The sequence below is a fragment of the Kosakonia sp. H7A genome (assembly GCF_003028445.1).
Classification (GTDB): Bacteria; Pseudomonadota; Gammaproteobacteria; order Enterobacterales; family Enterobacteriaceae; genus Kosakonia; species Kosakonia radicincitans.
Window position 1 is genome coordinate 1,295,928 of the sequence record NZ_PYTZ01000001.1, and the last position, 12,674, is coordinate 1,308,601.

Sequence of the window (12,674 nt, forward strand, 5' to 3'; positions counted from 1 at the left end):
CCAGGTTCACTAACCCGAGGAGTTCTCTAATGATAAAAAGTTTCGCTTTGCGCCGGGGTTTGTTGCTGGCGGCAATGTCTGTACTGGCCTTTCAGGCGGCCGCCGCCGAGAAAGTCACACTGCAACTGAAGTGGCTGCCGCAATCACAGTTCGCCGGTTATTACGTGGCGCAGCAAAAAGGGTTTTATCAGGATGAAGGGCTGGATGTCACCATTAAGCCCGGTGGCACGGATATCTCCCCGGTGCAGGTGATTGCCGGTAAATCCGCCGATGTGATTGTCGACTGGCTGCCGGATGCGCTGGCCTCGCGCGAAGCGGGCGTGCCGCTGGTGAATATCGCCCAGGTGTACGATCGTTCCGGGATGATGCTGACCTGTAAAAAATCGAGCGGCATCAAAACCCCGGCCGATTTCAAAGGCAAAACCCTTGGCGTCTGGTACGGCGGCAACGAATACCCGTTCTTTAACTGGATGAACAAGCTGGGCCTCAAACCGGGTAAAGACATCACCATTTTAAAACAGGGCTTTAACGTTGATCCGCTGTTACAGGATCAGGCCGCCTGTATTTCGACCATGAACTACAACGAATACTGGCAGTTGATCGACGCCGGGCTGAAGCAGGACGACTTAATCACCTTCCCGTATGAGGATCAGGGCGTTTCTACGCTGGAAGATGGGCTGTATGTCCTCGGTTCCGATCTGAAAGATCCGGCGTTTGTCAGCAAAATGGCGAAATTCCTCAAAGCGTCGTTTAAAGGCTGGGATTACGCGGTGAAACACCCGGATGAAGCGGCGAAAATCGTGGTGGCAGAAGATGCCTCCGGCGCTGCCACGGAAGAGGTGCAGACTCGCCAGATGGAGAACGTGGCGAAGCTTATTACCAACGCCAATACGCCGAAAATCGGCTATCTCGATCCGGCCGCGTACCGTCGCACCATCGACGTGTTGCTGCACAGCGGTGGCGATACGCCGGTTATCAAGAAAGATCCGGGCGACAGCGGTATGACGCACGAAGTCTGGGACGCCGCCGCCAAACTGAAATAACCCCCGCCGCCAGGGAGGGCGGTTTTCTCACGGAGCACACTATGAATGAGGTTCTTCTCCACGGCGTGGTGGAGTCACCCGATAAGGGACGCATTCGTCAGGATAACGAAGCCATTATCCTGCCAGCGGCGGAGCGCGTATTTGCCCGCTACGGCTTTCGCGGCGCGACGATGCAACAGATTGCCGATGCCGCAGGTCTGCCGAAAGCCAATCTGCACTACTACTTCGGCAACAAACACAATCTCTACCTGCGGGTGCTGGAAAACATTCTCCACGACTGGTTGTCGCCGCTGGAGGGGATCTGCGCCAGCGCCGAGCCGAAAAGCGCGCTGGCGGAGTATGTCGGGCGCAAAATCCACTTCAGTTTCAGCCGCCCGGAAGCCTCCAAACTCTTTGCCAACGAGATCCTGCAAGGCGCACAGGTTGTGCATCCGTTACTGAAAAGCGAACTGCGACAACTGGTGGAAGAGAAAGCGCGCATCCTCGATGGCTGGATTGCCGCCGGTAAAATGCGCACGCTGGATACCACGCACTTCTTCTTTACTGTCTGGTCGATGACGCAAACCTATGCCGATTTCGATATCCAGGTGGAAGCCGTCTGCGGCGAAGATGCTCACAGCGACACGATGCAGTCGCGCGCCACGCAGCATGTGCTGAGCGCCGTCTGGCGCATCTGCGGTCTGGAATAACCTTCTTGCTGCTAAATGCAGCAATAATCGGCAAATTTGGTGCGAAATGCACCAAAATGCGACGATCATTTTAGTGCAATCGATCCTGAAGATCCCTGAACCGCTGATTTTGTCTGCCCTGCTGCTGTTGCCGTCAATATGGCACACAAATCGCATGGCTATTTGTGAAAACTTAACCATCTGGTCAGGATTATTCAGGAGGCATGATGAACACACTCGATACGCCGGGGATCTACCCCGGTCGGCTGACGCCCGCGGAGTATGCCCGTGCGTTCAGCGATTGCGACCCCGCGCTCTCTTCCACACAGGCGGTGCTGGAAGCGGAACGCTGCTACTACTGCTTTGATGCCCCCTGCACCCGCGCCTGCCCGGCGGAGATCGATGTGCCGAGCTTTATTCAGCGCATCGCGCAGAGTAACGATCGTGGCGCGGCGGAAGTGATCCTGCGGGCCAATATTCTTGGCGGCACCTGCTCACGCGTCTGCCCGACCGAAACCCTCTGCGAGCAGGCCTGCGTGCGTAATGCGCAGGATGGCCGTCCGCTGGATATCGCCCGTTTGCAGCGCTACGCCACCGATCGCTTTTTCGCCGCTCCCGGCAAACCGCTGTTTACCCGCGCCGCCAGCAGCGGTAAACGCGTGGCGATTGTCGGCGCCGGGCCTGCCGGGCTGACCGTGGCGCATGCGCTGGCGCTCGCCGGGCATGCGATTGATCTGTTTGATGCCCGCGCGAAAGCTGGTGGTCTGAACGAATACGGTCTGGCCCGTTACAAAGTGACCGGGGATTTTCCGGCGCTGGAAGTGGAGTGGCTGCTGTCGGTAGGCGGTATCACCCTGCATTGCGGCAAAACGCTGGGCCAGCACTTCACGCTGGCGCAACTGCGCGCAGAGTATGACGCGGTATTCCTTGGCACCGGTTTAGCGGGCGTGAATGCGCTCGACAGTGATACGCCAGAGCCGCACGGCGTGCGCGAAGCCGTCGAGTTTATTGCCGAACTGCGCCAGTGTGCCGATCTCAGCCAGATGCCAGTGGGTCGCAATGTAGTAGTGATTGGCGGCGGAATGACCGCGGTGGATGCCGCCGTGCAGGCGAAAAAGCTTGGCGCGCGCGAAGTCACCCTGGTTTACCGCCGTGGCGAAAGCCAGATGAAAGCCTCCCTGAAAGAGCAGCAGTGGGCAAAAGCGTGCGGCGTCACATTGCGCTTTCTCGCCGCGCCGCTGCGCTTTGAGCAGCAGGATAACCGCTTAACCGGCGTCACTTTTTCCCTCATGCAACAGACCGATGCAGGGCTGACGCCTGGCGGTGAAACCTTCACGCTGGCGGCGGATATGGTGCTGAAAGCGATTGGGCAAACCTACGATCCGCGCCCGGCGCAGGGCGTGGCATTAAGCGGCGGGCGCATCGCCGTTGACGAGGCAGGACGCACCTCGCTGCCCGGCGTCTGGGCCGGTGGCGACTGCTGCGCAGGCGGGCTGGATCTCACTGTCGATGCGGTTAAACAGGGCAAAGCCGCCGCCCGCTCCATCCTGCTGGCACTGGCCATTTCACAGGCCGATGCCGCCAATGCCACCTTTTTCCAGGAGCCGTCTCATGGCTGATCTACATAGTAATTTTCTCGGCATTCACAGCCCCAATCCGTTCTGGCTGGCTTCAGCACCGCCCACCGATAAAGAGTACAACGTCGAACGCGCGTTCCAGGCTGGCTGGGGCGGCGTGGTGTGGAAAACGCTGGGGCTTGATCCGCACGTCGTCAATGTCTGCGGGCCGCGCTACAGCACCCTACGCGGCGCGGACCGCCGTATTCTTGGACTGAACAATATTGAGCTGATAACCGACCGCTCGCTGGAGACCAACCTTGAAGAGATCGCGCGGATTAAGCAGCGCTGGCCGGATCGGGCGGTGGTGGTGTCGATCATGGTGCCCTGTGAGGAAGAGGCATGGAAATGGATCCTGCCGCAGGTGGAAGCCACCGGCGCGGACGGCATTGAGCTGAACTTCGGTTGCCCGCACGGCATGAGCGAGCGCGGCATGGGCGCGGCGGTCGGCCAGGTGCCGGAGTATATCGAAATGGTCACCCGCTGGTGCAAGCAGTATTGCAGCCTGCCGGTGATCGTCAAACTGACGCCGAACATTACCGATATCCGCTACCCGGCGCGGGCGGCAAAAGCGGGCGGCGCGGATGCGGTTTCTCTGATCAATACCATCAATTCGGTGATGGGCGTTGATCTCGACCAGATGCTGATGACGCCGCACACCGGCAATCAGGGTTCCCACGGCGGCTACTGCGGCCCGGCGGTGAAACCCATTGCGCTGAATATGGTGGCGGAAATTGGCCGCGACGCGCCAATGCGCGGGTTGCCGATCTCCGGCATTGGCGGTATCTCCACCTGGCGCGATGCCGCCGAATTTATCGCGCTGGGCTGCGGCACCGTCCAGGTCTGTACGGCAGTAATGGTGCACGGCTTTCAGATTGTGCGCGACATGATAAGCGGCCTGGAAAACTACATGGATGAGAAAGGGTTTCGCACGCTGGAGGATTTTCGCGGCATGGCGCTGGGCAGCGTTACCGACTGGCGCTACCTCAACCTTAATCACGTCGAAAAAGCCGTCATCGACCAGACAAGCTGCATCAAGTGCGGGCGCTGCCACCTGGTATGCGAAGACACCTCGCACCAGGCGATCTCCACCAGCCTGATGGGCGAGCGCCATTTCGCTGTGCGCGAGGAAGATTGCGTTGGCTGCAACCTCTGCGCCTCGGTTTGCCCGGTAGAAAACTGTATTTCGCTGCGCCACCTGCAACCCGGCGAAGTGGATAAACGCACCGGAAACGTGGTTTCCGACCAGTACGCCAACTGGACAACCCACCCCAATAACCCGATGGCGACCACGGCGTAAACCGGGTCAGGCACAGGAGAAGAGCATGCGTAAAGTGTTGATTAAAGGCGGCACGGTGGTCAATGCGGACTGCCAGCGCCGCGCCGATGTGTTGTGCGTTGATGGCCTGATCGCCGCCGTCGGCGACGCCTCACTGTGGGATCTTCCGGCACACACACAAGTCATTGATGCCGGAGGCCTGTATGTGATGCCCGGCGGCATCGATCCGCATACCCATATGAATTTCCCGTTTATGGGTACGACAACGGTCGATGATTTCTACAGCGGCACCGCCGCCGCGCTGGCGGGCGGCACCACGACGATTATCGATTTTGTTATCCCCAATCCACAGCAACCGCTGATGGAGGCGTATCAGCAGTGGCGCGGTTGGGCAGAAAAAGCCGCCGCCGACTACAGCTTCCACGTCGCCATTACCTGGTGGGATGAGAGCGTGCGTGAGGATATGGGGCAGCTTGTACAGCAGGAAGGGGTGAACAGTTTTAAACACTTTATGGCCTACAAAAACGCCATCATGTGCGACGACGAAACGCTGATGAACAGTTTTCGCCGCTGCCTGGAGTTGGGCGCCATGCCAACGGTGCATGCGGAAAATGGCGAGATGGTGTATCTGCTGCAACAGGAGATGCTGAAACAAGGGATCACCGGCCCGGAGGCGCATCCCCTCTCGCGTCCGCCGGAAGTGGAAGGTGAAGCCGCCAACCGCGCGATTACCGTCGCCAGCATTATGGGTGTGCCGATTTATGTAGTGCATGTCTCCTGTCGGGAATCGGCAGAAGCCATTGCCCGCGCGCGCGGCCGCGGTCAGCGCGTTTACGGCGAAGTGCTGGCGGGCCATCTGGTGGTGGATGACAGCGTTTACCGTCACCCCGATTTCGCCTTCGCTGCCGCCCATGTGATGAGCCCGCCGTTTCGTGATAAATCGCACCAGGCTGCGCTGTGGCACGGTTTGCAGTCCGGTCAGCTTCATACCACTGCCACCGATCACTGCACCTTCTGCGACAGCCAGAAAGCCGCCGGACTGGATAATTTCACCAAAATCCCGAACGGCTGCGGCGGCGTGGAGGAACGTATGATGGTGCTATGGGATGCAGGCGTTAACAGTGGCCGTCTGACGCCGAGTGAGTTTGTCGCCATCACCTCTGCCAATACCGCGCGGCTCTTTAACATCTACCCGCGCAAAGGTGTGATCACGCCAGGCGCGGATGCCGATCTGGTGCTGTGGGATCCGCAGGGCAGCAAGGTACTGTCTGCTGCGACCCACCATTCACGCAACGACTTCAATATTTTCGAGGGCCGCGTCGTCACCGGCGTCCCGGCTTATACCCTCAGCCAGGGCGTGGTGGTCTGGGCTGACGGTGAACTGCGCGCGCGCGAAGGCGCAGGACGCTATATCAAACGCCCGGCCTTCGGACCGGATTTCAGTGCCGCCGCGGTCTGGGAGCGCCATCGTGCGCCGCAGGCCGTGCAACGTTAACCTGGGAGAAAAAAGATGAGTGAAACGATCTCCGCGCCGGACGCCGTGGTTGCGACGGGCGACCTGCGTATTAATGGCCAGCGCCTGTGGCAGTCGCTGATGGATCTGGCGCAAATCGGCGCAACGCCGAAAGGCGGTTGTTGTCGCCTGACGCTCACCGACCTTGATCGCCAGGGGCGCGATTTGGTGGTCGGCTGGGGCAAAGCGGCCGGGCTGTCGGTGGAAATAGACCAAATCGGCAATGTCTTTATGCGCCGCGCCGGGCGGAATAACAGCCTGCCGCCCATCGTCGCCGGAAGCCATATCGATACCCAGCCGACCGGCGGCAAATTCGACGGTAACTTTGGCGTGTTATCCGCGCTGGAAGTGATCCGCACGCTCAACGACAACGGCATTGAAACACAAGCCCCCGTCGAGATGGTGTTCTGGACTAACGAAGAGGGTTCGCGCTTTGTTCCTGTGATGATGGGTTCTGGCGTTTTTGCCGGGATTTTTTCGCTGGAACACGCCTATGCGGCAACCGATACCGCAGGCAAAACGGTACGCGATGAGCTGTTCAACATTGGCTATGCGGGCGAACATACGCCAGGCCAGCATCCGATTGGCGCCTATTTTGAAGCTCATATCGAGCAGGGACCGATTCTGGAAGAGCAGGATGTCGCCATCGGCGTGGTGCAGGCGGTGCTGGGGATCCGCTGGTATGACTGCACGGTTACGGGGATGGAGTCGCACGCTGGCCCAACGCCAATGGTGATGCGCAAAGATGCGCTGCAAGTGGCAACCGGTCTGATGCAGGAAGTGATCACCATCGCCAACCAGTTTGCCCCGCACGGGCGCGGAACGGTGGGCATGGTGCAGGTGCATCCGAACAGCCGTAACGTGGTGCCGGGCAGCGTCACCTTCTCCATCGATTTTCGCAATATGACCGATGCCGAGGTCGATAAAATGGATGCCGCGCTGAAAGCCGTTATCCAGCAAACGGCGCAGAAAACCGGGCTGGATATCGCTCTGCGCCAGGTGTCGCAGTACCCGGCAGCGCCCTTCCATGCCGATTGCAAAGAGGCTGTACGCCGGGCGGCGCAGCAATTAGGTTATTCTCATATGGATATTGTTTCCGGCGCCGGACATGACGCCGTATATATGAGCATGCTGGCACCGACCGGAATGATCTTTATTCCCTGCAAGGACGGCATCAGCCATAACGAAATTGAGTATTCGTCGCCAGAACAGGTGAGCGCCGGTGCCAATGTGTTATTGCATGCGATGCTGGAAAAAGCCGGTGTCGTGGCGCGCAATACCTGATGTCCGTGAGGGAAATAACCCGATTGTCTGCCGTCGGGTTATTTTCTTGCCTCAGTTGCCGATAAATATCGCAATACTGTATGATTCTGCCATTCCGAATTTGACTTAAATTCCCCGGAAGTTTACAAAAGATACTGCCTTCCCCAGCTCCGACTTGCGTCTTTTCCGTTTTCGTCCAGGCTTCCATTTTACCCTGCGGAAAAATGGCGGGGGTTGACCAGGTCAAACTCGCGCATTACCGACTTTTAAAAGATTTGCAGGCATCTGTAAGTGGAGTTTCGCATGTTCTCTTTTGTCGCCCGCCAGGCGATTTTTGATGCAAATATGAACACAGTCGGTTACGAGTTGTTGTTCAGAGACAGTATGACAAACCGGTTTCCCGACGTAACGCCGGAGTACGCGACTGCTCAAATTATTGTGGAACAATTTCTCGGCGCGCCGCTGGGCCGTCTGAAAGAGTACAGCGCTATTTTCGTCAACTTCCCCTATGAATTGCTGGTGCAGGGCATGGCGGAAACGTTGCCGAAAGATAGAGTGATTGTGGAAATTCTCGAAACGGCCAAACCGACGCCGCTGCTGCTGCATACAGTAAAACAGCTTTCTGCGCATGGCTTTCGCATTGCGCTGGACGACTTCGAACTTGGCGATGGCTGGAATGCCTTTCTCCCCTATATCAACATCATTAAATTCGATGTGCGGATAAACACGCCGGAAGAAATAAGCGGCTATATCAAAGACAAAGGCGCCTTACTAAAAGATACGGTGTTTCTGGCGGAAAAAGTCGAAACGCAGGAAGAGTATGAGTGTTTTAAAAATATAGGCTGCACGCTGTTTCAGGGCCATTTTTTCAGCAGACCGGTGATCCACTCCGGCAACAAGCTGATTCAAAACCAGGCCATCACCCTGAAACTGATGAAAGAGGTGAATACCGATTCGCCGGATTTCAGCAAGATCGAGGCGCTATTGAAGCAGGATCTGGCGCTGTCGTTCAAAATCATGCGTTATGCGCAAAATATTGTCTTTAATGCCCGCGGCATTAAACATATCCGCAGCCAGTCGTTAAAAGACATTATTTTCTATCTTGGCACCAATGAGTTGCGCCGCTTTGTGCTGGTCTCCTGCCTGACATCGGTCAATAAAGACGAGACCGATGATATTTATCGCCAGAGCCTGATTCGCGCCAAGTTTTGCGAACTGGCATCGGCGCACTCGATTAGCCGCCACTCCGCAGACGACGCGTTTATCGTCGGCCTCTTCTCACAGCTCGACAGCATTTTCGAAATGCCGATGGCGGATCTGATAAGCCAGATCGATATCTCCGCCAACGTCATGCTGGCGCTGCGGGAAAAAAAAGGCACGTTGTACCCTTACCTGCGCCTGATCGAACTCTACGAACAGCACCAGTGGGAAGAGGTCAGCGCCCTTGGTCACCGTCTGGGTTTCAACCGCAGCATGATTGCGGAACTGATTAAAGCGGCAACCAAATGGACCGACGATATTCCTTCTGACAGCCTCTGAGGCCAGAGCAGTACAGAGACGACAGTTTTTTTACACCACGATTTAAGTTCTTCCCTCCGATGGTCGCCTTTTCAGAGAAGACGGAAAAGAGGCACTTTGCGCTTTTCATCCTCTTCCCTGAACATCTGGATTGAAACGATGGAAAAACTCACTGTTTATGGCTATCGCCTGGGTAAAAATAGCGAAATAGAATTTGTACCTTTTAAAAAAAGCCTTATCCGCTATGGTTCTGCGGAAAGTAATGTCAGTTTACGGCTAACAATGGCTAATTTGCTGACCTACCTGTTAAGTCATGCAGTTGGCACCGTGGTGGCGGATAAAGCATTACAGATCCAGGTATGGGAAAACCACGGCCTGCGCTGCTCCAGCCAGCGTTTGTGGCAGGTGATGAATAACCTGAAGCGCAAGCTGGAGCAGTTTGATTTACCGGAAGATTTTATAGTGCGGGTGGCGGGAAAAGGTTACATGATCCCTGATGAGATGGTGCTTAAACTTTATTGTCGGGAAGGTTTTTTCAAAACGGATGGCGACGCACGGCTTCAATAAATAAATGGAAGGCATTACTGTGCTGTTGCCGGTTCGGGTAATAGAGAAAATAACCGGGGAAAACCGGGCACCACTCCTCTAACACCTGTACCAGCTCGCCGGATGCCAGCGCATCGTTAACAAGATCCTCAGGCACATAAGCCAGACCAAGCCCGGCACTCGCCGCTTCAACGCACTGCCTCACAGTATTGACAATAAATCGCCCTTTCACTTTAACTTTAATTTCCTGCCCGGCCCTGGCAAATTCCCAGCAATAAATACCTCCGCTCGTCGAGAGTCGAAAATTAATACACTCATGCTGATGTAAATCATCCGGTGTTACAGGCGCGGAATGGCGTGAAAAATAGTCTGCAGAGCCGACCACCTTCATACGAAAATCGGGGCTGATGCGTACCGCAACCATATCTTTTTCAATGAATTCTCCTAACCTGACGCCAGCATCAAAACGTTCAGCGACAATATTATTAAAACCATTGTCGATAAACAGTTCGACATTAATTTTTGGCCAGGCCGCGAGGAATTCTTTTACCTTTGGCCATAAATAAGCATCCGCAGCATGTTCGCTGGTGGCAATGCGGATATTTCCCACCGGCGAACTGTTATTACTTGCCAGATCGTTGAGCTTTTCATCAATTTCCCCCAGACGTGGAACAAGGATATTCAGTAACTGTTCGCCAGCATCCGTTGGCGCGACATTGCGCGTGGTGCGGATCAGCAATTTCACCCCCAGACGCTCCTCCAGCGTTTTCACCGAATGACTTAATGTCGATTGGGTAACGCCAAGTCTTGCCGCCGCTTTCGTAAAACTGCACTCACGAGCCACTTCAATAAACGATAACAGATTGACAATATTCTCTCGTAGCATTGATTTTATGCACTATTCCCAACGTTAATTTTTATGTGCAGAAATCCTTTTCAGGCAACTCCCGGCGTCAGCATACGCTGATATTTCGACAAGGGATTTAACACTTCAAGCTATTATTCTTACTAATTGAAATATTGCATGAACACCTAACAGAAATGTCATCAGGCTGTCAGCCTGCTGTTAGAGTTCGTTTTTTTACGTCTATTATTTCGCCGCTGCTTTTATCTATGAATATCGCTCATAAACACAAGCCACATTAATAATAGGTTTATACTTTTCTCGCCACCGGCCTCTTTCAGATTGATAGGGTGGCGCGGTAAAACGCAGCTCCGCTGGTGCGGCGTCATCGGGCTTATTCAATGCGCGGAGTAACGCAGCGTGTCAATTAAACGCGCAAAGGCGGCGGTATGTTGTTTTCGGCTCGGATAATAGAGAAAGTAGCCGGGAAAAGGTTCGCACCATTCATCGAGCACAGTCTCAAGCGTTCCCTGCGCCACCGCATCGGCCACGCAATCTTCCGGCACGAACGCCAGCCCCATTCCGCTGGTTGCCGCATTAATACGCGAAGCCAGATTATTGAAGGTTAATTGCCCTTCGACCCGTACGCGAATCTCCTGTCCGTCTTTAGAAAATTCCCACGCGTATAATCCGCCGAGCGTCGGCAAGCGCATATTAATACAGTTGTGGCTCTGTAAATCATGTGGCGTTTGCGGTTTACCGTAACGCGCAAAATAAGCCGGAGAACCCACCACAACCATGCGCCAGTCGGGGCCAATACGCACCGCAACCATATCTCTGGCAACCTGCTCGCCAAGGCGGATACCGGCATCATAGCGCCCGGCGACAATATCGGTCAGGGTATTATCAATGGTTAATTCAACGTGAACATCGGGGTAGGTTTCGAGAAACGGCTGCAGCGCGGGCCACACGGTGGAATGCAAAGCGTGTTCACCAAGATTGATGCGAATATTCCCCGCCACGCGATCGCGCATATCGGTCAGTGCAATCAGCTCTTCCTCAATCTCTTTAAAACGTGGGCCAATACTATTAATTAATGACTCACCCGCGTCGGTTGGTGCGACGCTGCGGGTAGTACGCGTTAATAAGCGAATTTGCAGTCTCTCTTCCAGCCCGCGAATAGCATGACTAAGCGCCGATTGCGATACGCCTAATTTTGCTGCCGCGCGGGTAAAACTCCGTTCCCGCGCTACCACAATTAAATAGAACAGATCGTTAAAATTATCTTTTAGCATTTCTGCTCCTTTGTCAGATTATGTCATTGCGGGTTATGCTACACTCTGCCTGCCATTAAATATATGTTCATAATTCACGAATCGTGCGGCAAAATGGCTCCAATTGCGAAGCAGGTCACTTGTTTTCATGTTATAGACATCCTCTGAAAACACCTTTAATGAATTTACTTCATAACCTCAAGTAATAATCACCCCTTAATCAGTGCTCATCCAGACGGTAATATCACGGTCGTTATGGCAGTAATATCCCCCACAAAACTGACGAGGTTTTTATGCAACGTTTCACTTTTATCATGGCCACCCTGTTTATTTTAGGCACAACACAACAGGCATTTTCCGCTGAACAAATTAGCGACAGCACAGGTAAACAAAGAATTGGCGTGGTCTCTGTCAGCAATGCGCTGACGCTGGATGAACTGGTGAATCAGCTTGCCGAAAAAGCCGATCGGCAGGGTGCGAGCGCTTTTCGGGTATTATCGACGACCGGCAATAATAAGCTACACGGTGATGCCGAAATTTATAAATAACGGCACGACAATCCCCACAGCTCATTCACCGAAGACGTCTGGAATTTTAATCAACCGGGATTGTGGTTGACAAAAAATCAAGGTTACTAAAAAGGATGCTTCAGTGGTCAAACTCGAACATATCATTGATGAATTACTCATCTGGATTGACAGCAACATTCATAAGCCGCTGAAAATAGAAGATGTGGCACAGCGTTCCGGCTATTCAAAGTGGCATCTGCAACGCGTTTTCTATCAGGTGAAGAATACCAACCTGGCGAATTATATTCGCGACAGAAAACTGGAAATGGCAGCACGAGATTTAATCCAGAGTGACGAAAGCATACTCTCAATTTCGTGGAAATATGGCTTCGACTCGCAACAGTCGTTCACCCGTAGTTTTGCAAAAAAATACCGTTTACCGCCCTCCCGCTTTCGGCGTTTAAACGGCAAGACAGAAACCTCCCACGCACCAGTTTGATTCTGCCTGCCCTTTGCTTTCGAGGACTCTTTGATGTCGATTTTTTCATCAGCCGCCCCATTTTTGCCTGGGTGCTGGCGATTATTGTGATGCCTGCGGGCA

Annotated in this window: 12 protein-coding genes; 10 read left to right on the plus strand and 2 right to left on the minus strand. The window is 54.5% G+C overall.

Annotated features, from left to right (window positions below):
- Nucleotides 1–29: 29 nt before the first annotated feature.
- The 8 genes from CWM66_RS06055 (at nt 30) to CWM66_RS06090 (ending at nt 9,467) form a co-directional block, all read left to right on the plus strand.
- A complete protein-coding gene (locus CWM66_RS06055; protein ID WP_035886058.1) occupies nt 30–1,043 on the plus strand; it encodes an ABC transporter substrate-binding protein in 1,014 nt (337 codons plus the stop codon).
- A gap of 41 nt (nt 1,044–1,084) precedes the next feature.
- The gene (locus tag CWM66_RS06060; RefSeq protein WP_007373735.1) at nt 1,085–1,732 is read left to right on the plus strand and encodes a TetR family transcriptional regulator C-terminal domain-containing protein; all 648 of its coding nucleotides are present in this window, start codon (nt 1,085–1,087) and stop codon (nt 1,730–1,732) included.
- 203 nt (nt 1,733–1,935) lie between these two features.
- Nucleotides 1,936–3,330: an NAD(P)-dependent oxidoreductase gene (locus tag CWM66_RS06065; protein ID WP_107146359.1), complete on the plus strand. Its 1,395-nt coding sequence runs from the start codon at nt 1,936–1,938 to the stop codon at nt 3,328–3,330.
- Nucleotides 3,323–4,627: an NAD-dependent dihydropyrimidine dehydrogenase subunit PreA gene (preA, locus tag CWM66_RS06070; RefSeq protein ID WP_081120832.1), complete on the plus strand. Its 1,305-nt coding sequence runs from the start codon at nt 3,323–3,325 to the stop codon at nt 4,625–4,627. Before CWM66_RS06065 ends, preA begins: the two co-directional genes overlap by 8 nt.
- Nucleotides 4,628–4,652: 25 nt before the next feature.
- Nucleotides 4,653–6,101, plus strand: coding sequence for a dihydropyrimidinase (gene hydA / locus CWM66_RS06075; protein ID WP_090397358.1), 1,449 nt, complete (start codon nt 4,653–4,655; stop codon nt 6,099–6,101).
- A gap of 15 nt (nt 6,102–6,116) precedes the next feature.
- Complete coding sequence (locus tag CWM66_RS06080) at nt 6,117–7,403, plus strand: Zn-dependent hydrolase (RefSeq protein ID WP_090397361.1); 1,287 nt, start codon at nt 6,117–6,119, stop codon at nt 7,401–7,403.
- Between the two features lie 282 nt (nt 7,404–7,685).
- Nucleotides 7,686–8,921 carry an EAL and HDOD domain-containing protein gene (locus CWM66_RS06085; protein ID WP_007373730.1) on the plus strand — a complete coding sequence of 412 codons (1,236 nt, stop codon included), beginning with the start codon at nt 7,686–7,688 and terminating at the stop codon, nt 8,919–8,921.
- A 138-nt stretch (nt 8,922–9,059) separates the two neighbouring features.
- On the plus strand, nt 9,060–9,467 hold the full coding sequence (locus tag CWM66_RS06090) for a helix-turn-helix domain-containing protein (protein WP_035886088.1): 408 nt from the start codon (nt 9,060–9,062) through the stop codon (nt 9,465–9,467).
- On the opposite strand, the gene CWM66_RS06095 is transcribed toward CWM66_RS06090, so the two are convergent.
- The gene (locus tag CWM66_RS06095) at nt 9,436–10,332 is read right to left on the minus strand and encodes a LysR family transcriptional regulator (RefSeq protein ID WP_007373727.1); all 897 of its coding nucleotides are present in this window, start codon (nt 10,330–10,332) and stop codon (nt 9,436–9,438) included. The two genes, CWM66_RS06090 and CWM66_RS06095, sit on opposite strands and share 32 nt — an antisense overlap.
- Before the next feature lie 356 nt (nt 10,333–10,688).
- Nucleotides 10,689–11,585, minus strand: a complete 897-nt coding sequence (locus CWM66_RS06100) for a LysR family transcriptional regulator (protein WP_007373726.1) — start codon at nt 11,583–11,585, stop codon at nt 10,689–10,691.
- Nucleotides 11,586–11,857: 272 nt separating this feature from the next.
- Between CWM66_RS06100 and CWM66_RS06105 the strand changes: the two genes are divergently transcribed.
- Nucleotides 11,858–12,112, plus strand: a complete 255-nt coding sequence (locus CWM66_RS06105) for a YdgH/BhsA/McbA-like domain containing protein (RefSeq protein ID WP_007373725.1) — start codon at nt 11,858–11,860, stop codon at nt 12,110–12,112.
- Between the two features lie 103 nt (nt 12,113–12,215).
- Nucleotides 12,216–12,572: a helix-turn-helix domain-containing protein gene (locus tag CWM66_RS06110; protein WP_007373724.1), complete on the plus strand. Its 357-nt coding sequence runs from the start codon at nt 12,216–12,218 to the stop codon at nt 12,570–12,572.
- The last annotated feature ends 102 nt before the right edge of the window (nt 12,573–12,674 follow it).